This window comes from Marinomonas foliarum, assembly GCF_003337275.1.
In the GTDB taxonomy this organism is placed as follows: Bacteria; Pseudomonadota; Gammaproteobacteria; order Pseudomonadales; family Marinomonadaceae; genus Marinomonas; species Marinomonas foliarum.
In genome coordinates, this window is the sequence record NZ_QPJQ01000005.1 from 85,358 (window position 1) to 109,553 (window position 24,196).

Genomic DNA, 24,196 nt, shown 5'->3' on the forward strand with positions numbered 1-24,196 from the left:
AACCAATATGGTGATGCTGTTAACGATCAAGGGCACCTAATTAATGAAGAAGGTGAGTTGATCAATGAAGACGGGCTGCGAGTTAATGAGAACGATGTTCTTATTGACGAAGAAGACCGTCCGATCAATGAAAATGGAGTGTTGATTGATGAAAATGGCACGCCTATTAATGAAGATGGCTCCATTAGAGAAGATGTTGTTAACGAAGACGGCACAATTCTAAATGCTGATGGAACTACGACAGGCTTAGATGGCAGTATCTCGTATCCTGATGGACGAGTTATGCAGCCGGACGGTTCTATGGTTCACCCAGATGGGACAATTAATCACCCAGATGGAGCAGTAACTCAGCCTGATGGTACCTATATCGAGGCAGAGAAAAAATACGGTCAGCCGTTAATTACTGCAGAATCAGTGTCTATTACAGATATTAAGAACTCGCAAAGTATGATCGCTATGTTGGATACCATGATTCAAGCGGTTGACTCCAAACGAGCGGAGCTAGGTGCAGTACAGAACCGTTTTAGTTCTACTGTGAATAACTTGTCTAGCATCTCTGAAAACGTTGCGGCAGCCCGATCTCGTGTAAGAGATGCTGATTATGCAGCTGAAACAGCTTCATTGACAAGCTCTCAAATTATTCAGCAAGCGAGTTCTACTATCCTTGCTCAAGCAAATCAAAGACCACAGGCTGCATTGCAGTTACTAGGATCGTAAGTGGTTGAACACGGCTGAAGCTCGTATAAAAAAGCGACTTCGGTTAGAAAAAATTCGAGATCTTCTCGGAATATAGGCTACTTCTCTCTCCTAGAGGTGCCTTTTCAGCCGGGTGAATTTTCACCCGGCTTTTTTTTGCCTAAATAATGCTGATTGATAGTGTTTTTTCGGCTTTTGGAGAGGGTTCTAGGCTTATGCCGTAGGTGTTTTCTTGCAAATTAGAGGGGCTTGTTTTGGTTTCTTCTTGGTAGAGAGCAGCTGTGAGATGGGCTTCTAGTGGGTGGTGGATTTTGACTACTGCTTTATGAGTTGTTGAGAGGCTGTTTGATTTTGATGTTTTTGGAAAATGAACGCTACCAAGTGAGCGATGAGGTCATTAATTAAATGATGATGGCTTCCTTCTGAAGCTTGCTTTGCTAGTGACACAGTGAGAGCGATGCCCTGGTTTGAGTGGTATTCGATTTTTAAAAGTAAGGTGCTGCTCTGATGAGTTTGGTTTTGCTGAAGATATTGGCGCTTTTAAATGGTGAGTTGTGCCTTTTGGGGCTGTTTCAAAAGCCTAATTTTCTTACGGCATCTCTGTGTACAAGTAAAAAAGATTGTAGGGCAACTCAATCTTCAAGAGCAGGGCTCGATTCACATGTGTATAGCTATGTCTTCATCTTGTTCGTTAGGTAGAAGTACTACATGAGAGTGATGAAGTCGTTTGGTGAGTGAAATTTATAGATTTGTGGTGCCAGTAATGCACAGCGATAAAAGTGAGGTAGTTGGTTGGTTTTAATTTGTTGAAAGCGTTGGTCGTTTTATTTGATCCGCAGAGGTGTTGATTATCGGATAGTTAGCTCTGTCATATAGGGCTTGCCTGTGGGGATGTAATTTGAAGCGTCATTTTATACGTCACAGTTGTGTCTTTATTTTAAGTGCCGAGGGGATAAGAGTAGCGGTTAGCTCCGTATTCCTCTGGCTGATGAGCTGTGTCCTTTGAAAAAAGACTTCTTAAATTGAAAGTGGCCGGGTGGAGTTATTGCTGCAAGGCTTGGTTGTGTCGAATTGATTTCTTAGGAAGTCGTATGTGTGCTGAGAGCTGCTTTTGATCGCAATCGTTTCGAGTTGATGTTTATTCGCTTCGCTTGCGCGTAGCTGAAAATTTTTTGGGTTATTTAGTGGCACAGTTGCGTCTTTATTTTGATTGCAGAAGAAGCTTGCAGCGCTTGGTGACGTGGAGTGTGTCAGTTAAAAGGTGCTTTAGTTAGTTGAAAATGGCTGATGCAAAAAGAAGCATTGCTGGGATTTCTCTGTATCGAAGCGGTTGTTGAGGTGAGTCTATTTGAATTTATTGCTGTTCTTAGTGATTAACGTTTGGGGTTGTATTGCTACTAAATTTGTTTCTCTTTGCGTACGCCTGTTTGAAAAGAAATCCCGTTTTCTAGTGGCACAGTTGCGTCTTTATTTTGACTGCAGAAGAAGCTTGCAGCGCTTGGTGACGTGGAGTGTGTCAGTTAAAAGGCGCTTTAGTTAGTTGAAAATGGCTGATGCAAAAAGAAGCATTGCTGGTATTTCTCTGTATCGAAGCAGTTGTTGAGGTGAGCCTATTTGAATTTGTTGCTGTTCTTAGTGATTAACGTTTGGGGTTGTATTGCTACTAAATTTGTTTCTCTTTGCGTACGCCTGTTTGAAAAGAAATCCCGTTTTCTAGTGGAACAGTTGCGTCTTTATTTTGGCTGTGGCGAGCGGGTTTGTGTTGCACCTAAGAATAGCTTGCATCGAACGAAAGAGAGGGGGGGGAGGCTGCAATAAAAACACATTGCTGGGGTTTTGCTGTGTCGAATTGATTTTCGAGGAGGGTGCTTGTGCCTAGAGTAAATATGACAGTTAGCGTTTTAAATTATTTGGCCACTGGCCTTGTTTGTTTGTGCTTACGCATGCTCGAAAAAAGATTGGATTGTTTATTGGCACAACTGCGTCTTTATTTTGAGCCAGTCTTTGAGAGCTAGAAACGCTTTATTAGTGATGTGTGTCGGCCTCTTTGTTTGGAGGCGTTTAAGTGAGTCATGTGTTCACTTGCAAATGCAGTTTGGTTTTATGTTTTTGATAACTGTCTTGTTGCTACTTGTTTGTGGAGGCAATGTGGCTCCGACTGCGGCTGTGGTCAGCCGATTTGTGGCAACGCAGCGTCTGTTTTTTTAAGTGTTTGTTGCCTTAGTGGCAACGCATTGTATTGGTGCTATTTGGGTGTTGTTGGGGGAATGGGTGTATTGAATGTCAGTATTCTGCCAAGACTCAGCATTATAAGGCGCTTGGAGTGGTTTTTTTGGACTTTTTGTTCATAAAACACACACTTTAGAAGGAAAGCGCAAAAAAATTTAATTGTTCTTTAATTCAGTTAAAACAATTAGTTAGGCATTAATTTGCCGCTTCATGGGATGTTTTTTTCCACTTCGAGGAAAAAATATTCCGAAATTGACTAAAGGTTTTCAATTAATTGTCGAAAACCTTATACGATCTGCTTTTTTGCGGAGTTTAATGAAACCTAGGAGGCTATAATGGCTCTATACGTTAATACGAATACTTCATCTTTAAGCGCACAGCGTCAGTTGATGAACTCAGGCAAAACTTTAGATACGTCCTTTCAGCGTCTATCTTCTGGTTTGCGTATCAATAGTGCAGCAGATGATGCCGCAGGTTTGCAGGTTTCTAACCGATTAACTTCTCAGGTTAATGGTTTGAATCAGGCGGTCCGTAACGCCAACGATGGTATCTCTGTAGCTCAAACTGCTGAGGGTGCGTTGGACGAAACAACAAACATGTTGCAACGTATGCGTACACTGTCTATTCAGTCTGCCAACGGCTCTAACTCTGACGCAGACCGTAAAGCACTACAGCAAGAGATTACGGCACTGTCTACAGAGATTGACCGTATCGCTTCTGATACTACTTTCGGTGGTCGTAGTTTACTTGACGGTTCTTATGATGGTGTTTACCAAGTTGGTGCAGATGCGAACCAAACAATTAGTTTTGATTTGAGTTCAGGTGAAAACCAAGATTACGCAAGTAATGGCGGTTTCACTATGGCTGGTTTGTCTTCTAATGCGGCTGAAGAAGCTAAATACCAAGAAGAAGTTGCTGCTTATAATGATTACTTCGTACAGAAAGATGCGGCAAAAGCACAAGCAAGAGCTGAAGCTGAAGCTAACGGCGATGATTATGAAGACCCAGAATTAGAAGCGATTGCTGCTGCTGAAGAGCGTGGTGAAGTTTATGTGGACCCAAATGCGCCAGCAATGCCACAGCCACCAGCGAGCCGTTCAAGCAGCTTTGGTGACACTGAGCAAGGTTTTGGTTCTCCATCGGTTACATCTATTCAAAATGCGCAAAGCATGATCTCTATTTTGGATAATATGATTTCTGCTGTAGGTTCTAAGCGTGCTGAGTTGGGTGCGATTCAAAACCGCCTAGGTTCTAGTATCAGTAACTTGAGTAATATCTCTGAAAACGTATCTGCTGCACGTTCTCGTGTACGTGATGCTGACTTCGCTGAAGAAACTGCTAAACTAACAAGTTCTCAGATTCTACAGCAAGCAAGTTCATCTATATTGGCTCAAGCGAACCAACGTCCACAAACTGCTTTGTCTCTTTTGGGCTAAAATTATTAGTGTTAACGAAAAGCTGGGACTTTGTTCCAGCTTTTGTTTCATTTAGAGGGTTAATGATATGTCAATTAATTCCAGTGATTTTTCAAAACAGTCTATGGGAGTGGTGACAACTAGGCAGGATCAGCGAGCGGATGAACAATTTAGAGCATTGCGTGAAGCAAATGCTAAAGTAATACAGAATTCAGCCGATAGTAACAGAGCGGATGCTAATAGTAGCAATAGTCAGGGGTCTTCAAACTCTCCTAGCGTAGATCCTAAACAGATTGAGAATGCGAATATTAAAATGTCTCAATTGAATGTTCATTTATCGTTTGAAATGACTGAAGATCGCAAGAATAATATTGTTAAAGTGTTAGACCAAACGACAGGGGACGTGGTGCGTCAAATGCCCACAGAAGAGTTCCTGAAGATGTCAGAAAGAATTGATGCTATCATGAATCAGCTAAGTGACGTAAAAGGTACATTAGTGAATAGTGAAGTGTGATTTTGTTATAAATGTTATGTTGTAAACTTGGGGAGTTGCTATGGCTATTGGCTCATTAGGTGCTGGGTCTGGACTAGATCTTGAATCCCTAGTAAGTGATATGGTGAGCGCAAGAAGAGATACAAAAGTAAAGTTGTATCAAGACAAACTCGCTGGATATGAGGCGGAACTTTCTGCTCTCGGTTCAGTTGGCTCCGCAATTGATAACTTCAAAACATTTGTAAGCACTTTGAATAATGCCGACCTTTTTTCTGGTCGTAATGCTTCCATAGAAGACACGGATGGCAAACAGTCATTTTCTGTTGTCGCAGACAAAACCGCTTCCACCGATAAATATTCTATTCAGGTTGATCAGCTAGCAAAAGGCAGTCGTCTTGTTTCTGATATCACATCCTTTACCTCTAGAGATGAAAAAGTAACCTCTTCAGGCGGCGAGCTTAGATTAACTGCGGGTGATCAAAAACTTGTTTTAGATGTAAAGCCAGACACTACTTTGTCACAGCTTCGTGAACAGATAAATGCCGAAGGAAAAGACTTTGGTGTATCTGCTAATTTAGTTGATGATGGTGATGGGCATATGTTTTTCACTATTACTTCAACCAAAACCGGCGCTGGAAATACCTTAAAAATTGATAGCAGTAACTTAACATTAGACAGTGTAGGCATTGGTGGTTTTTTCCCAGGCTTAAGTGTTCCTGTTGGTGGTGAGGCGCAAGACGCCATGATAACGGTTGATGGTATTAAAGTACGCAGCGACTCTAATGATTTTGATAGTGCGATTGCCGGCTTAAATATCAAAGCGTTGGATGTCTCTGCAGAACCTGAAAAGGTTGAAGTTAGCTATAATAAAGAAGAAGTAGAGAATACTATTCAAGGCTTTGTTAGTTCTTATAATGAGCTGATCGCAGTATTTAAGCAAAGTACAGCTAAGGGTGCCGTATTAAACGGTAATAGCATGATACGTAACTTGAGCTCATCTTTAGCGAGTAATTTAATGTCCAATTACGCTGAAGTAGGTAGCCCTTTTACTTCCATTTTTGACGTAGGGGTAGAGTTCCAAGACAACGGAACATTATCTTATGATAGTGATAAGTTTAATAAAGCCGCCGAAACAAACTTTGATGCCGTAGCGTCACTGTTTACTGGTAAAAATGGCTTAGCAACCTCACTTGATTCATTGTTAGAAAGTTATGCAGGTCCAAGGGGGATGAATAGCACTCTTAAGGATTCTGTATCAAAATCAATTGGCAGCACTGAAGAGTCACTTACTGACTATGAAGATCGGATGGCCAAATATGAGGCGTCTTTACGCAGCAAATTCACGAATTTAGATACACAGCTTGCTAATATGAATGCTCAAGGTAACTATCTGAATTCGATGTTAAACCAGCTATAATTTTAGCTTGAAAAATTAGTAAATTTATTGAGGTTGCTTTATGTACGGGAAAAAAGGGATTCAGGCCTATAAAAAGGACTCGATTAAATCCGATTTAGCCTCGGCAGATCCTCATCGAGTTATTCAGCTTCTACTGCAAGGTGCAATCGAAAGATTGGCCCTGGGTAAGGGTTGTATTGAACGAGCTGACTGGGCAGGCAAAGCGGCAGCTTTTACTCGAGCAATAGAAATCATTAACGCTTTGAGAGATTCGTTAGATAGAGATGCAAACCCTGAATTAGTGGATAATTTGGAAGGGTTGTATGACTACATGACGGTGCGTATAAATGAAGCGAGTGTGTCTAAAGATTGCGCTATCATAGACCAAGTTATTGCTCTTCTTTTGCAGATCAAAGGTGCTTGGGATCAAATATCTGAAGCGGATAAGCAAGATGCATATAACCGTGAAAGTGAGATTCGAGCTGGGGCTGTGAATGCTTGATCTGGTGCGGCTGACCAAGTTAACTGAAGACTTAAAACAAGCTGTATTGTCGGAAAATGTTGATGAAATTCAACGATTGTGTTCGGAAAACAATGATTTTATTTTTTCTATCCAACCTGAAAAAAAAAACTCTACAGCCAATCAGCAATTAAAATCCTTCATTGATATCCATCAATCAGCAACTCTTTTGGTAAAAAACACTCATCAAACTGTACAAGGCCAACTCTATCAATCGATAAAAGTTCGTAAGAGTGTTAGTAAATACAAAGGCGTAAAGCATGCAGAATAAAGACCCTTTTTCTAACCTTGAGCATGCGGAAGCATTTCTTGATTCTTTCAAAATGGGCGCTGAAAGGCTAAAAGAAAGAGATCAAGAATTGACAGAGCGTTATGTAAAAAACATGACCGTTTTTTCTCAGGTTATGCCCCATATATATGAAGAGTTACAAGGCTATGTACCAAAGAAACGCTTTATCTATATGGAAGAGTCAGGTGACCTAAATATTTTTAGGGAAGATATTGGTTTTCCTTTGTTTTCAACAGACCCGCGAACCCAAGCCCAAGAAAAAATCCATCATGCTCTTTCTCACCCCACAAAAACACTTCTCAATTTAGAGCGTTCTACTAACAACGACAGTCGTCATGTGTTCTACAGTAACAAAATTCTTGACGAAATTGAGAATCAATCAGAAGGTCTGAAGGAACAAAAAGAGTGGCCTCAGTTTGTGGGGGCTGCCATTGTGTTTGGGTTGGAGTTTGGTTATCAGCTTGAGCTATTGTTACAGCAAAGAGAAATTAAACACCTTTACCTCTATGAAAGTGACTTGGATTTTTTCCACTATTCTTTATTTGCCACAGATTGGGAAAACATCTTAGATACCTTTAACAAAGATGGCCGTACTGTGCATTTCTTTTTAGGGATACAGCCGGACGAATTTACTGATACTTACCTTGTACAGTTACAAGAGAATGGCTACTTCTTGGCTCCTGAAACCTACCTTTATATGGGCTATTCTAGTCCTGAAAACAACAAAGTATTTGATTATTTCAAAAAGCACTATGCGCGCCAAGTTATGGGGTGGGGGTTCTTCGATGATGCCCTGATTGGTATCGCACAGGGGCTCAGGTCACTGCCAAAAACCAAAGTAGCACACTTTCAAGGGCGTGATGTATTGCCTAAATGGGTTACTAATGTCCCTGTGTTTATTCTTGGTAACGGCCCATCGCTAGATCAAGGTGTTGAGCTGATCAAAGAAATTCGTGATCAAGTATTATTGATCTCATGTGGCTCTACTATTAATACCTTAAGTAAACTGGGTATTACCCCTGATATTCACGTCGACATTGAAAGAATGAAACAGACCGTCGATAAGTTTTTGTTTTTAGATAAAGAGTACCTAAAAGGAATTTGGGGACTCAGTGTTAATGTTATGCATCCAGAGTATTTTGATTATTTTGATCGTTCTGGAATGGGTATGAAGCCGGGTGAGGCAATTACTTCGCTTATTCTTTCCCATGCTCGTGCCAATGGTGATGATAAGAACTATGTGCAACTGAATTACTGTAATCCCATTGTTGCCAATTTGGCTTTATCTTACGTCCACTTATTTGGCTTTAATAATGTGTATTTTATGGGGGTCGATAATGGCTTCAAAGATAAAGGAACTCACCATTCAGTACACAGTGGTTACTATAAAGATGGCAAAGAAACCGGCTTTCAAACGTTTCAGGAAGCTAAATTGGTTGAGCGTGAGGGGAACTTCGGTGGGAAAATTTATGCAACTGGCATAATGGATACATCGAGAGTTCAGCTTGAATCTCTGATACGTTCTTTAAATAAACGTAGAAATTTTGAAAGTTTTAATTTATCTGATGGCGCTAAAATAGAAGGTGTGACTCCACTTTCTATTGATGATGTTCTGATTACCGACCCTGTTATCGAGCAGCAACGAGTGATCGATTTACTAGAAGAGGCCTTCTTTACAGAATCTCCCGAAGCTGTTTTGCATCAAACACCAGACCAACTTCTTTCTGTAGTGGATTTTCAAAAAATAAGCCGGACTCTACAGCAGGGTTGGGATGAAAGTATCAAAACGCGAGAAGACGTCTGTAACTTACTTTGGTCATATCATCGAGAAATTTATTTCTTGAGAGGCAGTGTTTATCGACATATTCACGACCTTTTGATTGGATCTTTTACCTATTCAGCTTTCTTGATTGTACAGTTCCTATTTAAGTTTGAAGACGAAGCTGAAACTGTCGCTCGTGCCCGTCATTTATTTACGCCTTGGTGTGAGTTCCTGGATGAAATGCCAAGCATGCTCCAGCAAGCATCAGAGTATGTGGATCAAGGCAACGATCACCTAATTACTTTTTATAATGGTTAATTATGTTCGAACAAACGCCTTTTATTATCGCTGAGTTATCGGGCAACCATGACCAAGACTTTGAGCTTGCTAAAGCAATGATTCATGCAGCGGCTGACGCTGGTGTGGACGCCATTAAATTACAAACTTATACGCCAGATACCATGACGCTAGATGTTCGTCATGGTGAGTTTATGGTGTCTGAAAGTGACAGTTTATGGCGCGGGTCTAATCTTTATGATCTATACCAAAAGGCCTCAACACCTTGGGAATGGCATAAACCTTTGTTTGAGCTGGCTGAGTCTTTAGGCTTAGTGGCGTTTAGTTCACCTTTTGATTTGAGTGCCGTGGCGTTTTTAGAATCCATTGACGTGCCATTATATAAAATCGCCTCTTTTGAGATGACTGATATTCCGCTGATTCAAGCTGTCGCACGAACTGGTAAACCAATTATTATGTCTACAGGCATGGCAAGCGAAGAAGAGATCGCGGAAGCGGTAGCAACCATTCGAGCCATTGGAGATAACCCGTTAACCTTGCTTAAATGCACCAGTACATATCCTTCTAAAATAGAAGACTCTAACTTAGTTACCATGGCGGATTTGGCTGAAAAAACAGGTTGTCCTGTTGGTTTGTCCGATCATACTCAAGGCCTAGGCGCGGCGGTTGCAGCAACGGCGCTGGGTGCCACAGTGATTGAAAAACACTTTGTTTTGGATCGTAGTGCTGGCGGTGTGGATGCTGAGTTCTCTATGGAGCCTGCGGAAATGAAAGCGCTGGTGGTTGCTTGTCGTGCGGCAAAGGCCGCGCTTGGAACTGTCACTTATGGTGGTTCAGATGCCGAGCAAGCAGCGAAAAAATACCGTCGTTCTATTTATGTGGCAGTGGATTTACCCGCTGGCACCATATTGACTGAAGAACACTTGAAAATCATTCGTCCATCGTTTGGCCTTGCGCCCAAACATTGGCCAGCAGTATTAGGTAAAACATTAGTGGCAGATGCGCAAAAAGGCCAGCCCCTTGCTTGGGATATGATAGCGTGAAACTCTTGGTGCGAGCCGATGCCTCTGTCGAGATCGGCATGGGTCATAGAGTTCGCTGTCAAGCCTTGATTCATGCGTTTACTCAATTAGGTTGGCAATGTCAGTTTGTGGTTGATCGTCGTTACCAAGCCTTTGCTTCTCAGCAAGATTGTTTTATCGGTGGACAGTCTGAACAAGAATGCAAGTCTGAGTTTTTAGCTTTGGCGAGACAAGCTGATTTAGTGGTATTGGATCATTATGGCTACAGTGCCGATGATATTGCTCAGCTTTATCAGCATCAAACCAATCTTTTAGTATTGGACGACATGAATGACAGAGGGGAATTCCCCGCCAAATGGTTGCTTAATCCTTTGCAACAAGATTATTCTAAGCTGGTTGAGTTCTCATTAACGGGCAGTCGTTATGCGCTATTAAGGCCTACTTTTCATCAACAAGATGAAAACCAAAGCGCACCAGAGCAACTGCTTATTACCCTTGGTGGAACCGATCCGCTTGCTTTAACCTTGCCTATACTCAATGCCTTATTGGTGTCCAATTTTCCTACAAAATATATTCAAGTGTTATTGGGGGGGAATGCCAAAAATGCCGATCAAGTGATCCACTTTTGTCGAGTGAATAATATCGCTTTTGAGCAAGGTTTGGTGGATGTCACGCCGTTAATGAAGCAAGCCAAGATGGCGATCTCTGCCGCGGGTGGCACCTTGTTTGAGCTGGCTTGCATGGGCGTTCCAACGATTTTTGCTCAAGTGGCGGATAATCAAACTCGTTCTTTAGAGCAACATGTTCCGCTGGGTTGGTGCCGTTCAATTCGGTTCGATAATGTATCTGAATATGCCAGACATCAAGGAGTTGAGCTTCTGGTGGAAGAGGTGAATCGCCTTTGGTTAGATATTGAATGGCAACAAAGTGCTCGTAGGGTTGCTCGAAGCTTAGTTGATGCTAATGGTGTAAACCGCGTCGCGAAAACCATTAACTCATACTTTTCAGCGCCATGATTTGCGCTAAACGCAACCAATCTTCTTCTGTGTCCAAATCCTGAATTCTATGTCTTGGTAGTAACAAAGGCTTGGATTTAGGACCAAATATTTCTTCATCAAACCAATTTTGAATACTTGCCCAATAGAATTGTCCCGCATCATGAATAGTTTCGGTCAAATCTTGTGAGCGCTTGCTAATATGTTCAGGAAACATAGGTGCTAGTTCACCATTCTCTTGAATATGAAGCGCACGCTGAATAGGGAAAGCAAACGTCGTAGCGGAAAAACAAAAGGCTGTGGATTCGTCAAGCTGTGCCAAACCTTGTTGTAAATCATCAGGCGTTAGCAGTGGACAAGTTGCATAAATTAAACAGGCTTGATCGGGTGTTTTACCTTCATCGATTAAACAACGTAACGCGTGTTGCATAACAGGTGTGGTGCCTGTCATGTGATCGGCCAAATCAGCTGGGCGAAAGAATGGCGTTTCTGCGCCAAATTTGCGTGCTACTTCTGCAATTTCAGCGTCATCGGTAGACACAATCACGCGATCAAATAACTCTGAATCAATCGCTGTTTCGATGGAGTAACCGATCAAAGGCTTGCCATCCAGCAAGCGAATATTTTTCCTTGGAATGCGTTGAGAGCCACCACGAGCTGGAATCACAGCAACTCGATAGGGTGTATAATCGCCTTGGTTACTTTGCAGAAGAGACGTGTCTTTCATTGCTTAGGCTCTCATCACGCGATTTGCTATTAAGGCGTGTTTCAGGATCAGCGCCACTCGCTCTTGCTGGGCATGAGTTAAGTCGGCAAAAAGCGGCAAACTCAGAGTGCGAGCATAGTAATCTTCCGCAATAGGGAAATCGCCTTGTTTGAAGCCTAGTGCTTGGTAATAAGGTTGGGTGTGCACTGGAATGTAATGCACCTGAGTGCCTATGCCTGCTTGACGTAAAATATCAAACACGCCTTTTCTAGCTTCCTTGTTGTGCTCAGGTAAGAGAATCGGAAACAAATGCAGTGCTGAATAATTATCATCTGCTTGATAAGGCAAAGTGATTGGTAAGCTTTTTAATAGAATCTCGTAGTTAGCAATTTGTTTATGTCGACACTCGATAAAGTCATCCAAACGAGATAGCTGAGATAAACCCAAAGCAGCCTGTAATTCCGTCATGCGATAATTAAAGCCTAATGTGTGTTGTTCATAATACCAATCCCCGGGCATTTGCGTTAATTCATCAGGTGATTTGGTTGTGCCTTGTGAGCAATGAGTGCGCATGTGCTTGGCGAGCTGTTCATCGTTGGTAATCGCCATACCGCCTTCCGCAGACGTGATGATTTTCACTGGGTGAAAGCTGAAAATACAAATGTCGCTGAATGCTCCGTTGCCCACGTAGTTGTCTTGGTATTTCGCACCAATTGCATGGGAAGCGTCTTCTATAATACGAAAGCCATATTCTTTGGATAGTGCGTGAATAGCTCGCATGTCGCAAGATTGACCCGCAAAATGCACTGGAATGACGACTTTTGGTAAATTGCCTTTGGTCTTGGCTCTGGCTAATTTTTCAGCCAGTTTATCTGCGCACATGTTATAAGTGCGAGGATCAATATCGACAAAATTGACATTAGCGCCGCAATAGCGTGCGCAATTAGCGGAAGCGATAAAAGTGTTAGGCGATGTCCAAACCGTATCATCAGTGCCAACACCTAGTGCCAAGCAGGCAAGGTGTAAAGCTGAGGTTGCACTGTTTGCTGCTACGCCATAATGAGCTCCGACCTTTGTACAAATAGCCTGTTCAAACTCAGTGACGCAAGGACCCTGAGTTAAGGTGTCAGAGCGTAGCGATTTTACAACGGCTGCAATGTCGTCTTCGCTAATAGATTGGCGGCCGTATGGAATAAAATCATGCGTCATCGAAGGTCAAAATCTCTTCAATACTTAAAAAATGTGGGTTGCTTCCAGATTGATATTCATAACCTGGTTCAACCAGTTCGCCCGTTTCGCCTAGGCGATTGTGAGCAAAATCCATATCGTCTTGATAAAATTTGATGCTTGGCGAAATCACATAATGATCGCTAAATTCATAGGTGTGGAAAGAGTCATCCCCAGGGCACATGACTTCGTGAAGCTTTTCGCCTGGGCGAATACCAACATCTTTGGTCGGAATATTTGGCGCATAAGCTGCTGCCAAATCCATGATGCGTACAGAAGGAATTTTAGGAACGAATATTTCGCCACCATGCATGCGGCGGAAGTTTTTCAATACAAAATCCACGCCCATTGGTAGGGTGATCCAAAAGCGCGTCATGTCTGGGTGAGTAATTGGAATGGATTCAGCGCCATCGGCAACCAGTTTTTGGAAGAAGGGTACAACTGAACCACGCGAGCCAACCACATTGCCGTAACGGACCACTGAGAAACGCGTACGGCCTTGGCCGACCATGTTGTTGGCAGCAACAAATAGCTTGTCAGAAGCAAGTTTGGTTGCGCCATAAAGATTGATAGGGGCTGCCGCTTTGTCGGTGGATAAAGCAATGACTTTCTCTACGTCATTGGCAATGGCGGCTGCGATTACATTTTCGGCGCCATGGATGTTGGTTTTAATACATTCCATTGGGTTATATTCAGCAGCGGGGACTTGCTTGAGAGCGGCAGCATGGATAACAAAATCTACATCGCGCATGGCTTGCGTTAGACGGTCTTTGTCGCGCACATCACCAATGAAATAGCGCATACAAGGTGCATCAAAGTCTTGCTGCATCTCATATTGTTTCAATTCATCACGTGAATAAATAATCAGTCGTTTAGGTTGGTAATTGGCCAATAGAGTTTTCACATACTGATGGCCAAAAGAGCCTGTGCCACCAGTAATAAGAATGCTTTTGTTGTTAAACATGTTTTTTACCAAACTAAATAATGGAATTTGAAAGCCTAATGAGCATGGCCATTGTACAAATAATCTTTTTACTATATCGACTACTTTAGGCTAAACATTAATGAAATCAAGGAACTGCTGCCAGCTTTTAGGGCTTTTGTATTATTCCCTCCCCTTGGCATATAGCTTTTAACCCCCTCCCAACCTCCCCCTTGGCAGGGGGAGGAGCTAAGTCCGTTTTTTGTTCCTTCCCCTTATCTTCAAGGGGAAGGTTAGGATGGGGTTGTAAATGTTTTTAAAATATACTTCCACCTAACCTCAGGAGCTAAGGGCTTTATATTATCCCAATTCCCTCTTAACAGAGGAGCAAGTAGTGCGCGAGACACAGTCTGCAATATGATCATTCACCATGCCCGTGGCCTGCATAAACGCATAACAAGTTGTGGCGCCCAGGAATTTGAAGCCTCGTTTTTTCAAGTCTTTGGAAAATCGAGTGGATAATTCCGTCACCGCAGGTGCGTCAGTATGATTGCGGATGGGATTATCAATAATTTTGTTATCGCTAAAACCCCAATAATATTGGCTAAAGGAGCCAAACTCGTCGGCAATTTTCAAAAAGGCTTTGGCGTTGTTAATGGTCGCTTCGATCTTTGCGCGGTGCCGCACGATTCGCTCATCTAATAATAATCTCTCGACGTCGGCTTCGTTCATATTAGCGACTTTTATGGGGGCAAAATTATGGAAAAGGGCACGGTAGCCTTCTCGTTTACGTAAAATAGTAATCCAGCTTAGACCTGCCTGAGCGCTTTCTAGTACAATACACTCAAATAGGGATTGATCGTCATAAACGGGAATGCCCCATTCAGTATCGTGATAATGAATGTATTCAGGAGATCCTAAACACCAAGCGCAACGTATGTTTTCCATGAATGACACTCCAAACTTGTAACCGCGACATGCCTAATTGCGAATTAATCATATCAGACATTATTTTAAATAGTGCCCTGCTTAGGACGAGATAATATGAAGTTTAAACCGACTTACAGTAAAAAAGATGTCGAGATCTTGGCAGACGAATGCCTTTATAAAGGCTTTTTCGAAATGCGTAAGCTGACGTTGAAACACAAAAAATTTAATGGCGAGTGGAGTCAACCTATGACTCGTGAAATGATGGTGCGCAACGATGCAGTATGTGTGCTTTTATTTGACCCAGTGGCCGATAAAATTTTATTAATCGAACAGTTTCGTCCTGCGGTATTAAATGGTGAATCGCCTTGGTTGCTCGAATTAGTGGCAGGCATGGTGGAAGAAGGTGAAAGCGATGAAGATGTGGCTCGTCGTGAAGCATTCGAAGAGGCAGGTGTGACAGTAAAGCGCCTTGAATACATGTTTAAGTTTGTGCCTTCACCAGGCGGTTTAGTGGAGTACTTGCGCATGTATGCAGGCGAATTCGATTCTAGCCTTGTCGATACCTCGCAAGTTCATGGTTTAGACGAAGAGAATGAAGACATTAAACTTCATCTTGTGTCGTCCGACGACGCTATCGGTTTGCTTAAAAATGACGTAGAAAATGCCAGCACCATCATGGGGCTGCAATGGTTTGCATTAAATAAAAATGATCTTGTAAAACGTTGGTGTGCTTAAGCTGATGAAGATGGGGATGTCTGTCTTTATTAATAAGAAAACCTGGCTACAGCCTTGTGTTGGCGTCGTTTCTTTTGTGTTTATGTGTGGGAATGTTCTTTTCTGGGCCTTGCTTGTACACCTTATTTCGCCTTTATTATTGTTGAAAAGTACTCGTTACGAGAGCCTAGCTGAACATTGTGTTAACCGCTTGTATTATGGATGGCTGGCTTCTTGTGAATGGTGGTTTCAAAACATTTTAGGTGTGAAGTGGGAGCTTGATGAAGCCATGAAAGCGGACTTTGATCACTGGCATTTGATCATTGCGAATCATCAGTCTTGGGTAGATGTGTTTGCAATTTTTGCTCAGCTTAAAGATCGTCGCCCTTTGCCAAGAGTGTTTATGAAGCAAGCCTTGTTTTGGATGCCGTTTGTGGGAACCGCAACCTATATAATGGGGTTTCCGTATATGAAGCGTTATACTAAAGCTCAGATCGCCAAAAAACCTAAACTGGCAGGTAAAGATCTGGCAACCACAAAACGTTCTTGTAAGCGGCTGCTTAAACGCCCAAACTCTATTATGAGTTTTGTTGAAGGAACGCGTTTTTCACAAAAAAAGCATCAGCAGCAAGCATCGCCTTATCGTTGTTTGCTTAAACCAAAGGCTGGCGGCATTAGTTTTATATTGCAGACGATGCCGCAGAAAATAAAAAGTATTACAGACATCAATGTCTTATACGAGAAAGAAGTAGTCACTGGATGGGATTTACTTTGTGGTCGTATTGGCAAAGTAAAAGTCATGGCGCGAGATGTCGCTATTCCTGACGCCATGTTAACGCCAGAATACCAAGCTGCCGGAAAGGATAGAGAGCACTTTTTTGCTTGGTTTAATCTATACTGGCACGATAAAGATACACGTATAAGTCATCAGCTTGCCGCTTTGAAACAGGCAAAGGCTGTAGGATTAGAGCAAGAATTTTCAAAAGGAAACACGTCACAAGAATGACGAATGCTATGAAGACAGAGAAAACATCGAAACAATATGTGCCAGATTTGGTGAGTTTACAGCTGCTTGGTGAGTTAAATTATCGCCGACTAGGTAAACTTATGCGTGGTCATGAGGAGATGGATTCGTGGAATTTTTCGATTCATAGTGCTGGTGACCAAGAAAGTCGTCTACGCCTTACCTTAGGCAAAGAGAGTCGTTTTACCTCTGAAATAGCGCTAGAATTTGGTCCAGAGATTCCGAAAGAGCTGCTTTTTAAAACCACCCTGTCTATGACGGTGCGTTTGTATCATGATGTTGGGATTGCGGAGATTACTGATGGGCATCGCCAATACAGCGGAGCGTATCCTTACCCAAATGATGCCATGCTTCATCGAGATGAAAAGTTTCGCCTTAACCAGCAGTTAGCGGATTTATTAGAGTTGTGCCTAAAGCATGGTCATAGACTGAATAATACCTTGTCTTTTCAGTTTGCCTGAATTTAGTTTTTTTAATCGTAAATTGCTTGATAAAGAAGGCCACCTTTGACTGTTTTACTGTATATCCATGGTTTTAATAGCTCTGAGCTGTCCCATAAAGCTACAGTTCTTGGCAATGCTGCAAAAAAAATAGACTTACCTGAAGCTGTGATTTCTCCACGTTTATCTTGGCAACCGGCGCAAGCAATTAAACAGTTAGAAGCCATAATTGAAGCGAATTACGAAAGAGGCATAACATTAATAGGTAGTTCTTTGGGCGGTTTTTATGCTGCATATCTAGCTGAAAAATATCGACTGAAAGCCATACTGGTTAACCCCGCTGTTCAAGCTCCTATATTGCTACAAGGCTATCTAGGCCCCCAATTTAACCCTTATACCAATGAAGAATACGAATTAACTCAAGATCACATGATTGAGCTTGAGCAATTAGTGGTGACCAAGCCGACTGCCGACTTATACTGGCTAATGATTCAAGAAGGTGATGAAGTGCTGGACTACAAAGAAGCCCTCAAAGCTTTTCCTAAAACAGCACGACTTACCCATGAAGAAAAAGGCGACCACAGTTTTGTTGAATTTGAACGATTTTCTACTGAAATCCTTCGTTTTGCCAAAATATTAATCGAGTAAACTACTGCTTTTGTTAGACTATTTCACACTAAGTAAAACCAGTGATAGACTCTAGCCAATCTAATTTACACTCGTACGTAATACAATATTTGAACCCTGTATTGCACGATCAACTTGGAAGTAAAAACACGCATGTCTGCAAAAGAATATAACGCCGGATCGATAGAAGTTCTTAGTGGCTTAGAACCTGTACAAAAACGCCCAGGAATGTATACGGATACCACACGGCCAAACCATCTAGCGCAAGAAGTTATTGATAACTCAGTGGATGAGGCCTTGGCTAATCATGCGGATCGTATCGAAGTCATCTTATACAAAGACGGTTCATTGAGTGTCGAGGACAACGGTCGAGGCATGCCAGTGGATATTCATCCAGAAGAGGGAATATCTGGTGTTGAGTTGATTCTGACTAAGCTTCATGCGGGTGGTAAATTCTCCGGCGATAATTACCAATTTTCTGGTGGTTTGCATGGCGTTGGTGTTTCTGTTGTTAACGCCTTGTCTACATCGTTAGAAGTCTGGGTACGTCGTAATGGTGCTCACTATCATATTGGCTTCGAGAATGGTTTTAAAACATCAGAACTAAAAGAAATTGGTACGGTAGGTAAGAAGAATACCGGTACGAAAGTTAAATTCACTGCAGATACAAAATACTTCGACAGCCCTAAATTTTCTATTTCGCGCCTCAAGCATTTATTGAAAGCCAAAGCCGTACTTTGTTCTGGACTTCATGTTGTCTTTATTGATCAAAGTGGCAGCGAAGAAGCCCGTGAAGAATGGTTTTTTCAAGATGGTTTAAAAGACTACTTAGCACAGGCCAATAAAGGTTTTGTATTGCTACCAGAGGAACCTTTCATTGGTGGCATGACTGAAAAAACGCAAGGTGTTGATTGGGCGGTTCAATGGTTGCCAGAAGGTGGCGAGTTAGTGACAGAAAGTTATGTCAACTTGATCCCAACAGCGCAAGGCGGTACTCATGTGAACGGTTTACGAACCGGTTTGTTAGAAGCCATTCGCGAGTTCTGTGATTTCCATAATATCTTGCCTCGAGGTGTTAAGTTAACGGCAGAAGACGTATGGGATCGTTGTAGCTATGTCTTGTCAGCGAAAATCCAAGAGCCTCAGTTTTCGGGTCAAACGAAAGAGCGTTTGTCTTCTCGGCAAATAGTGGCCTTTATTTCAGCGACGGTAAAAGACTCATTCAGTCTTTGGTTGAACAAACACGTTGAAGACGGTAAAAAAATTGCCGATATCGTGATTAACAGCGCGCAAAAACGCCTAAAAGACAGCAAGAAGGTCGTACGTAAGCGTATTACTCAAGGTCCTGCATTGCCGGGTAAATTGGCCGACTGCTCTGGACAAGACTCATCTCGAAGTGAACTCTTCCTTGTGGAAGGGGATTCTGCGGGCGGTTCTGCGAAGCAGGCTCGCGAAAAAGACTTCCAAGCTATTTTGCCGCTGCGAGGGAAGATATTAAACACTTGGGAAGTAGACTCTAACCAAGTACTTGGCTCTCAGGAAATTCATGATATTTCTGTTGCTTTAGGTGTTGACCCAGGAGATGACGATTTAAGCGGTTTACGCTACGGCAAAGTTTGTATCTTGGCCGATGCTGATTCGGATGGTTTGCACATCGCAACGCTAATTTGTGCTTTGTTTGTTCGCCACTTCCCAGCCCTAGTAAATAGCGGACATGTTTTCGTAGCTATGCCGCCTTTGTACCGAATTGATATCGGTAAAGAAGTTTACTACGCCCTTGATGATGAAGAAAAAGACATCACCCTACATAAGATTGCCGCTGAAAATAAACGTGGCACACCAAACGTACAGCGATTCAAAGGCTTGGGTGAGATGAACCCATCCCAATTACGTGAAACTACTATGGCGCCAGATACGCGTCGTTTAATCCAATTAACCATGGAAGATAAATTGGATACTGATGAGCTTTTAGACAAACTGCTATCGAAAAAACGTGCAGGAGACCGTAAAAGCTGGTTAGAAACATACGGCAACTTGGCGATTATTGATTAACCTACTTTGTTTTTATTAAGCCAAGCTAGAATATAAGTATCGCTCAACAAAATGGAAATGAATGAATGTCTGAAGAAAACGGCGATGATGTCATCAGCGAAGAAGTCCTTTACGAAAAGATTGATCACTATTTATTGACGTTCGGCACAGATCGTTCACTGATGTGTGTGTCCGAATTAGATGGCTTTTTAACCGCGTTGGGCTGTTCGATAAAAGAGTTGGAGCCAGATGTATGGCTCAATGCAATATGGGGAGCGGATGAAGATCAGCCGACCTGGGACTCAACAGAACAGGAAGACGAGTTTCTAAGCCTTGTACTTATCATGTACATGGAAACCATGAACAGCTTGCTATTTGGCGACTTTTATCCTGTTTATTTAGAGCAAGAAGTGGATGGTGAATTTACGATATTAGTTGAAGAATGGTGCGTTGGCTTTATTCGTGGCGCTAAACTGATTGGTTTGGGGATTGGTGGCGATAGAGAGTTTTTTGATGAAGTGCTTGCGCCAGTTCGTCTATTTGGCACAGAAGCCGGATGGGATAAGTTGGAAGGTATGGTTGATGAAGAAGTTAATTTCTGGAAAGAGACCTTAGAACCTTCGATCCTGCGCTTGGTTAAGCATTACCATCCGGAAATGCAAGCGACGAGCAAAGCAGAAGAGAAACGCACATTGCACTAATCACGCAATAACTAGTTTGCTTGTTCAAAGCTTATTCCGTATAAAAAAAACGTGATGCTTGTTAAGCATCACATTTTTTTTGCGGAGCTGAGAGTTAGGGATTAACCTACTACTTTAGCGATGCTTTCACACAAATAATCAATGTTGCTGTCACTCACGCCTGCCACGCTCATACGACCAGTATCGGCAATGTAAATTGCGTATTCACTGCGCAATGTACGAACTTGTTCTAGCGTTAAACCAGAGTAAGAGAACATACCGCGCTGATCTTTGATGAAGCTGAAGTCTTTGCTTACGCCAGACGCTGCCAATTTAGCCACTAGTTTTTCACGCAAACCGTTAATACGATCACGCATTGCAGCCACTTCTAATTCCCATTCAGCTTTTAGTTCTGGACTGCTCATAATGGTATAAACCACCGCGGCGCCATGAGCTGGTGGCATAGAGTAGTTAGCGCGAATGGCTTGGCCAATAATAGAAAATGCTGCCGTTGCTTCATCAGCAGATGCGGCAATAACGCTTAAACCGCCACAACGTTCACGGTAAATACCGAAGTTTTTCGAGAAAGAGTTCGCGATCAACATGTCTTGAACATTGGCTGCCATGTAGCGTAAACCAGCTAGATCTTCGTCTAAACCGTCACCAAAGCCTTGGTATGCTGCGTCAACCAAGGGTAATAATCCACGCTTATTCACGAAGTCTGTTAGAACTTTCCAGTGATCGAATTGCAAATCGATACCTGTTGGATTGTGGCAGCAAGCGTGCAGTAACAACAGATCGCCTTCTTTCACTTCAGCTTCTAACGTCGCCATCATGTCGTCAAAACGTAGGCCGTTTGTTGCTGGATCGTAGTAAGGGTAGTCTTTTACTTCCACACCAGCCGAATCAAAAATAGATTTATGGTTACCCCAAGTCGGATCACTTACCCAAAGACGAGCGTCTTTCAAGTTCGCACTGATAAAATCCGCAGCTACTTTTAATGCGCCAGTTCCACCGGGCGTTTGGGTAGAACGAATACGGCCAGAAGTGATCAGTTCATTGCCTTCACCCAAGATCAAATCTTTGATAATGGCTTCAAATTCAGTCGCACCATAAATACCTAGATAGCTTTTAGAATCTTCTTGTTCAAGCAAAATAGCTTCGGCTTTCTTTACCGTATTTAAAATCGGTGTATGACCATTATCGTCTTTATAAACGCCGACACCCAAATCGATTTTCTTTGGGTTCGTATCTTGCTTATGTGCAATGATAAGGGCTAAAAGAGGGTCGCCAGAAACAGCTTTAAGATGCTTGAACATGATATTTACAGGGTCCTTATGGTGTGCCACAGGAAAATCGCTGTGGTTATAATCGTTGCTTAAATAGCTTCTTCATTTTGCCGTTTTTATGACAAAATACAATGCAACATAAAGTGAAATTTCCGCAACACTGTAAAGAAATAAAGACACTTCGTTTTCCTGCTTTCAAGAGCCGACTTATGACCACTTTTCAACACCGCTTTCAAGCCCTCGATACTTGGTTAAAAGCACATACTCGACTCTGGCAATTCGACACCTTTACCCGCTTAGATAATCCTTGGAAAAATGCCTATCCAGAGTTGGCTGCACTCTTGGCTCGAGAAAACCTAGAAATAGAAAGCGAGGATTTTTATGCGGAAGTGTTTCGAGTCTGCCCAGATTTAAAAACAACGCTTAACTTTTCAAAGTCTGATTTACTTGAGCAATCACCGCAGCGAACACTTACTGACGATTTACCGAGTTATGTCTCTGTGGGAATAAAAGGCCGAAAGTGGTCGCAAATCCAAGCCTTTGTTGCACACACGCCTAAAGCCAATAGTTATGTGGAGTGGTGCGCGGGAAAAGGTCATTTAGGTAAGTTGTTAGCCTTTGAAGATGACAAGCCAGTCCACAGCCTAGAATGGCAAGAAACACTGTGTGAAGCGGGAGAACAAGAAGCTAAACGGCTAAAAATACCGCAAACCTTCATTCACGCTGATGTGCTAAAAGGCGAAAGCCGCCCCGCGTTAGCAAACACTCACTGTGCTGTGGCACTTCACGCTTGTGGAGATTTGCATCGTGAACTGATTAAACAAGCTGTCGCCGCGAACACTGCAATGCTATGTATTTCCCCTTGCTGCTACCACCTGACAAAAGACAGCCACTACCGACCATTTTCAAAGACCGCGCAACAATCTGGCCTTAACTTGCGCCAAGCCGACCTCAAACTGGCCGTCAAAGAAGTGGCTACCGCAGGCGCTCGCGAGCAACGACTCAAACAACTCGAACTGACTTACCGACTTGGCTTCGACGCATGGCAAAGATCAGCTCGTCAGCAAGATGAATATCTTACTGTTCCTTCTATTCAAAAAGCGCTACTAAAGCAAGGCTTTGCTGTTTTTTGCCAGTGGGCCACCGAGCAAAAAAATCTCACAGACTTGATCGCCCACACCCCATTTGAAAACTTCGAAGCCATCGGCCAATCTCGTTACCAACAAATTCAAAAACTCGAAGCCATCAGCCAACTCTTTCGATCCGCCCTCGAACATTGGCTCGTCCTCGACCGCGCCATGTACCTAGAAGAGCACGGCTATCAAGTCGACATCGGCACCTTTTGCGGAAAAGCGCTCACGCCAAGGAACTGGATGATAAGGGCGGGGCGCTAATCAATAAGCAAACATACAGCGACAAATTTATTGATCTGACTACAAAAACACCACAATTGTGGTTTGGTTATCGCAGAAAACTGCGTTACATTGCTAGACCATCAAATGTAAAGGAATGGTCAGAATGGAAGTGGCGCAACGTTATTGGATGATAGAGCTACTGGCTTTTTGGGAAGGGCAGATTAACACCACCCCCTTAATCAAGAGCTTCGGCCTATCGCGTCAAAGTGTCAGCGCATTGTTTAAGCAATACCAAGAAGCGACGGGTAATGACTTTGTTTACGATGCCAAACGAAAAGCGTATCCAATCGACGATCACTTCAAACCGCATTATATCGACCAAACCGTCGATGAATATTTTGATTGGCTAAACTACGGCAAAATCCCCACATTTTCGAATACCGCCACGCAATCCACTCAACACAGAATAGAAGCCCTAGCACGCTTCGTCTCGCCACAAGTCATGCGGCCCTTATTAAAAGCCGTCAAAGACAAAACCGCGGTAGACTGCGAATACCTCTCTGTTTCCAGCAGCGACCCGCAAGGTCGATTACTCTATCCCCATAGCTTCGTGAAAACCGCTGGACGTTGGCACGTACGCGCCTACTGCGACATGCGAAAACACTACCTCGACTTTGTCTTGAGCCGCTTTCAGCATGTCGACTACGACGGCAAAGCCAGCGAACACACAGAACAACAAGACACACTGTGGAATACCCAAGTGACCCTCATTCTAGCCCCAGATTCCCGCCTTACAGACAAACAAAAACACGTATTGGAAAACGACTACGGCATGACGGATGGGCAACTCAACATCACCACCCGCGCCGCCCTCGTCAAATACACCCTCGATGACTTACAAATCAAAACCAAAATGCTCGAAGCCAACCCACAGGCTCAACAACTGGTGTGTGTTAACTATACCGACATAAAACAATGGTTATATGACTGATTAAAGCGTGAACAACATGATTTCACGCAAAACCTGTCAAATAACTTTACCTGTGCAAAACAACAGGATTGTGAGACAGAAGAAAGCAAGGCACAGTGGAAGCAAGCTGGATAACTAGAGCAAAATAGACAAAAGCGAGAAGGTAA

21 protein-coding genes and 1 pseudogene are annotated in these 24,196 nt (G+C 42.8%); 17 read left to right on the plus strand and 5 right to left on the minus strand.

Annotated features, from left to right (window positions below; all coding sequences use genetic code 11):
- Nucleotides 1–441: 441 nt before the first annotated feature.
- The 9 genes and pseudogenes from DFP77_RS19740 to pseG all read left to right on the plus strand — a co-directional run.
- Nucleotides 442–717: pseudogene (locus DFP77_RS19740) on the plus strand (flagellin); the annotation flags it as partial.
- Nucleotides 718–3,260: 2,543 nt separating this feature from the next.
- The gene (locus DFP77_RS04045) at nucleotides 3,261–4,361 is read left to right on the plus strand and encodes a flagellin N-terminal helical domain-containing protein (RefSeq protein ID WP_114411008.1); all 1,101 of its coding nucleotides are present in this window, start codon (nucleotides 3,261–3,263) and stop codon (nucleotides 4,359–4,361) included.
- Between the two features lie 67 nt (nucleotides 4,362–4,428).
- Nucleotides 4,429–4,854: a flagellar protein FlaG gene (locus tag DFP77_RS04050; RefSeq protein WP_114411009.1), complete on the plus strand. Its 426-nt coding sequence runs from the start codon at nucleotides 4,429–4,431 to the stop codon at nucleotides 4,852–4,854.
- Nucleotides 4,855–4,894: 40 nt separating this feature from the next.
- Nucleotides 4,895–6,250, plus strand: coding sequence for a flagellar filament capping protein FliD (gene fliD, locus DFP77_RS04055; protein WP_114411010.1), 1,356 nt, complete (start codon nucleotides 4,895–4,897; stop codon nucleotides 6,248–6,250).
- A 40-nt stretch (nucleotides 6,251–6,290) separates the two neighbouring features.
- Nucleotides 6,291–6,731, plus strand: coding sequence for a flagellar export chaperone FliS (gene fliS / locus DFP77_RS04060; RefSeq protein ID WP_114411011.1), 441 nt, complete (start codon nucleotides 6,291–6,293; stop codon nucleotides 6,729–6,731).
- Entirely contained in the window at nucleotides 6,724–7,020 is a 297-nt protein-coding gene (locus tag DFP77_RS04065; RefSeq protein ID WP_114411012.1) for a hypothetical protein, read from the plus strand. The genes fliS and DFP77_RS04065 overlap by 8 nt, the downstream gene beginning before the upstream one ends.
- Nucleotides 7,010–9,118, plus strand: a complete 2,109-nt coding sequence (locus DFP77_RS04070) for a motility associated factor glycosyltransferase family protein (RefSeq protein ID WP_114411013.1) — start codon at nucleotides 7,010–7,012, stop codon at nucleotides 9,116–9,118. Before DFP77_RS04065 ends, DFP77_RS04070 begins: the two co-directional genes overlap by 11 nt.
- A gap of 2 nt (nucleotides 9,119–9,120) precedes the next feature.
- Entirely contained in the window at nucleotides 9,121–10,140 is a 1,020-nt protein-coding gene (gene pseI / locus DFP77_RS04075; RefSeq protein ID WP_114411014.1) for a pseudaminic acid synthase, read from the plus strand.
- A complete protein-coding gene (gene pseG / locus DFP77_RS04080) occupies nucleotides 10,137–11,135 on the plus strand; it encodes a UDP-2,4-diacetamido-2,4,6-trideoxy-beta-L-altropyranose hydrolase (protein WP_114411015.1) in 999 nt (332 codons plus the stop codon). Before pseI ends, pseG begins: the two co-directional genes overlap by 4 nt.
- Here pseG and pseF read toward each other — a convergent pair.
- The 4 genes from pseF to DFP77_RS04100 form a co-directional block, all read right to left on the minus strand.
- Entirely contained in the window at nucleotides 11,110–11,841 is a 732-nt protein-coding gene (gene pseF, locus DFP77_RS04085) for a pseudaminic acid cytidylyltransferase (protein ID WP_114411016.1), read from the minus strand. The genes pseG and pseF overlap by 26 nt on opposite strands.
- Nucleotides 11,842–11,844: 3 nt before the next feature.
- On the minus strand, nucleotides 11,845–13,029 hold the full coding sequence (pseC, locus tag DFP77_RS04090) for a UDP-4-amino-4,6-dideoxy-N-acetyl-beta-L-altrosamine transaminase (protein WP_114411017.1): 1,185 nt from the start codon (nucleotides 13,027–13,029) through the stop codon (nucleotides 11,845–11,847).
- Nucleotides 13,019–14,011, minus strand: a complete 993-nt coding sequence (gene pseB / locus DFP77_RS04095; protein WP_114411018.1) for a UDP-N-acetylglucosamine 4,6-dehydratase (inverting) — start codon at nucleotides 14,009–14,011, stop codon at nucleotides 13,019–13,021. The genes pseC and pseB overlap by 11 nt, the downstream gene beginning before the upstream one ends.
- A 318-nt stretch (nucleotides 14,012–14,329) precedes the next feature.
- Nucleotides 14,330–14,917 carry a DNA-3-methyladenine glycosylase I gene (locus DFP77_RS04100; RefSeq protein WP_114411019.1) on the minus strand — a complete coding sequence of 196 codons (588 nt, stop codon included), beginning with the start codon at nucleotides 14,915–14,917 and terminating at the stop codon, nucleotides 14,330–14,332.
- 96 nt (nucleotides 14,918–15,013) lie between these two features.
- Here DFP77_RS04100 and DFP77_RS04105 point away from each other — a divergent pair, with 96 nt between their 5' ends.
- From DFP77_RS04105 to DFP77_RS04130, 6 genes are all read left to right on the plus strand, one after another.
- Nucleotides 15,014–15,634: an NUDIX domain-containing protein gene (locus DFP77_RS04105; protein ID WP_114411020.1), complete on the plus strand. Its 621-nt coding sequence runs from the start codon at nucleotides 15,014–15,016 to the stop codon at nucleotides 15,632–15,634.
- 16 nt (nucleotides 15,635–15,650) lie between these two features.
- Entirely contained in the window at nucleotides 15,651–16,619 is a 969-nt protein-coding gene (yihG, locus tag DFP77_RS04110) for a 1-acylglycerol-3-phosphate O-acyltransferase, YihG family (protein WP_258861062.1), read from the plus strand.
- Complete coding sequence (locus DFP77_RS04115; RefSeq protein ID WP_114411022.1) at nucleotides 16,616–17,098, plus strand: DUF1249 domain-containing protein; 483 nt, start codon at nucleotides 16,616–16,618, stop codon at nucleotides 17,096–17,098. Before yihG ends, DFP77_RS04115 begins: the two co-directional genes overlap by 4 nt.
- A gap of 45 nt (nucleotides 17,099–17,143) precedes the next feature.
- Nucleotides 17,144–17,725 carry a YqiA/YcfP family alpha/beta fold hydrolase gene (locus DFP77_RS04120; RefSeq protein WP_114411023.1) on the plus strand — a complete coding sequence of 194 codons (582 nt, stop codon included), beginning with the start codon at nucleotides 17,144–17,146 and terminating at the stop codon, nucleotides 17,723–17,725.
- A gap of 132 nt (nucleotides 17,726–17,857) precedes the next feature.
- Nucleotides 17,858–19,756, plus strand: a complete 1,899-nt coding sequence (parE, locus tag DFP77_RS04125) for a DNA topoisomerase IV subunit B (protein WP_114411024.1) — start codon at nucleotides 17,858–17,860, stop codon at nucleotides 19,754–19,756.
- A gap of 65 nt (nucleotides 19,757–19,821) precedes the next feature.
- Complete coding sequence (locus tag DFP77_RS04130) at nucleotides 19,822–20,436, plus strand: UPF0149 family protein (protein ID WP_114411025.1); 615 nt, start codon at nucleotides 19,822–19,824, stop codon at nucleotides 20,434–20,436.
- Nucleotides 20,437–20,537: 101 nt separating this feature from the next.
- On the opposite strand, the gene DFP77_RS04135 is transcribed toward DFP77_RS04130, so the two are convergent.
- Nucleotides 20,538–21,734, minus strand: coding sequence for an amino acid aminotransferase (locus tag DFP77_RS04135; RefSeq protein ID WP_114411026.1), 1,197 nt, complete (start codon nucleotides 21,732–21,734; stop codon nucleotides 20,538–20,540).
- A 179-nt stretch (nucleotides 21,735–21,913) separates the two neighbouring features.
- Between DFP77_RS04135 and DFP77_RS04140 the strand changes: the two genes are divergently transcribed.
- Nucleotides 21,914–23,098 carry a methyltransferase gene (locus tag DFP77_RS04140; protein ID WP_258861063.1) on the plus strand — a complete coding sequence of 395 codons (1,185 nt, stop codon included), beginning with the start codon at nucleotides 21,914–21,916 and terminating at the stop codon, nucleotides 23,096–23,098.
- A gap of 124 nt (nucleotides 23,099–23,222) precedes the next feature.
- Nucleotides 23,223–24,050, plus strand: coding sequence for a BrxR family helix-turn-helix transcriptional regulator (locus tag DFP77_RS04145; RefSeq protein ID WP_114411028.1), 828 nt, complete (start codon nucleotides 23,223–23,225; stop codon nucleotides 24,048–24,050).
- The last annotated feature ends 146 nt before the right edge of the window (nucleotides 24,051–24,196 follow it).

Excerpts from the sequence above, each read along its gene's own strand:
- fliS (WP_114411011.1), top strand. The coding sequence starts at position 6,291 with ATGTACGGGAAAAAAGGGATTCAGGCCTATAAAAAGGACTCGATTAAA.
- DFP77_RS04135 (WP_114411026.1), bottom strand. The coding sequence starts at position 21,734 with ATGTTCAAGCATCTTAAAGCTGTTTCTGGCGACCCTCTTTTAGCCCTT.
- parE (WP_114411024.1), top strand. The coding sequence starts at position 17,858 with ATGTCTGCAAAAGAATATAACGCCGGATCGATAGAAGTTCTTAGTGGC.
- DFP77_RS04070 (WP_114411013.1), top strand. The coding sequence starts at position 7,010 with ATGCAGAATAAAGACCCTTTTTCTAACCTTGAGCATGCGGAAGCATTT.
- DFP77_RS04050 (WP_114411009.1), top strand. The coding sequence starts at position 4,429 with ATGTCAATTAATTCCAGTGATTTTTCAAAACAGTCTATGGGAGTGGTG.
- DFP77_RS04145 (WP_114411028.1), top strand. The coding sequence starts at position 23,223 with ATGGAAGTGGCGCAACGTTATTGGATGATAGAGCTACTGGCTTTTTGG.
- DFP77_RS04115 (WP_114411022.1), top strand. The coding sequence starts at position 16,616 with ATGACGAATGCTATGAAGACAGAGAAAACATCGAAACAATATGTGCCA.
- DFP77_RS04065 (WP_114411012.1), top strand. The coding sequence starts at position 6,724 with ATGCTTGATCTGGTGCGGCTGACCAAGTTAACTGAAGACTTAAAACAA.
- DFP77_RS04100 (WP_114411019.1), bottom strand. The coding sequence starts at position 14,917 with ATGGAAAACATACGTTGCGCTTGGTGTTTAGGATCTCCTGAATACATT.
- pseF (WP_114411016.1), bottom strand. The coding sequence starts at position 11,841 with ATGAAAGACACGTCTCTTCTGCAAAGTAACCAAGGCGATTATACACCC.
- yihG (WP_258861062.1), top strand. The coding sequence starts at position 15,651 with ATGTCTGTCTTTATTAATAAGAAAACCTGGCTACAGCCTTGTGTTGGC.
- fliD (WP_114411010.1), top strand. The coding sequence starts at position 4,895 with ATGGCTATTGGCTCATTAGGTGCTGGGTCTGGACTAGATCTTGAATCC.
- pseB (WP_114411018.1), bottom strand. The coding sequence starts at position 14,011 with ATGTTTAACAACAAAAGCATTCTTATTACTGGTGGCACAGGCTCTTTT.
- pseC (WP_114411017.1), bottom strand. The coding sequence starts at position 13,029 with ATGACGCATGATTTTATTCCATACGGCCGCCAATCTATTAGCGAAGAC.
- DFP77_RS04045 (WP_114411008.1), top strand. The coding sequence starts at position 3,261 with ATGGCTCTATACGTTAATACGAATACTTCATCTTTAAGCGCACAGCGT.
- DFP77_RS04105 (WP_114411020.1), top strand. The coding sequence starts at position 15,014 with ATGAAGTTTAAACCGACTTACAGTAAAAAAGATGTCGAGATCTTGGCA.
- DFP77_RS04130 (WP_114411025.1), top strand. The coding sequence starts at position 19,822 with ATGTCTGAAGAAAACGGCGATGATGTCATCAGCGAAGAAGTCCTTTAC.
- DFP77_RS04140 (WP_258861063.1), top strand. The coding sequence starts at position 21,914 with ATGACCACTTTTCAACACCGCTTTCAAGCCCTCGATACTTGGTTAAAA.
- pseI (WP_114411014.1), top strand. The coding sequence starts at position 9,121 with ATGTTCGAACAAACGCCTTTTATTATCGCTGAGTTATCGGGCAACCAT.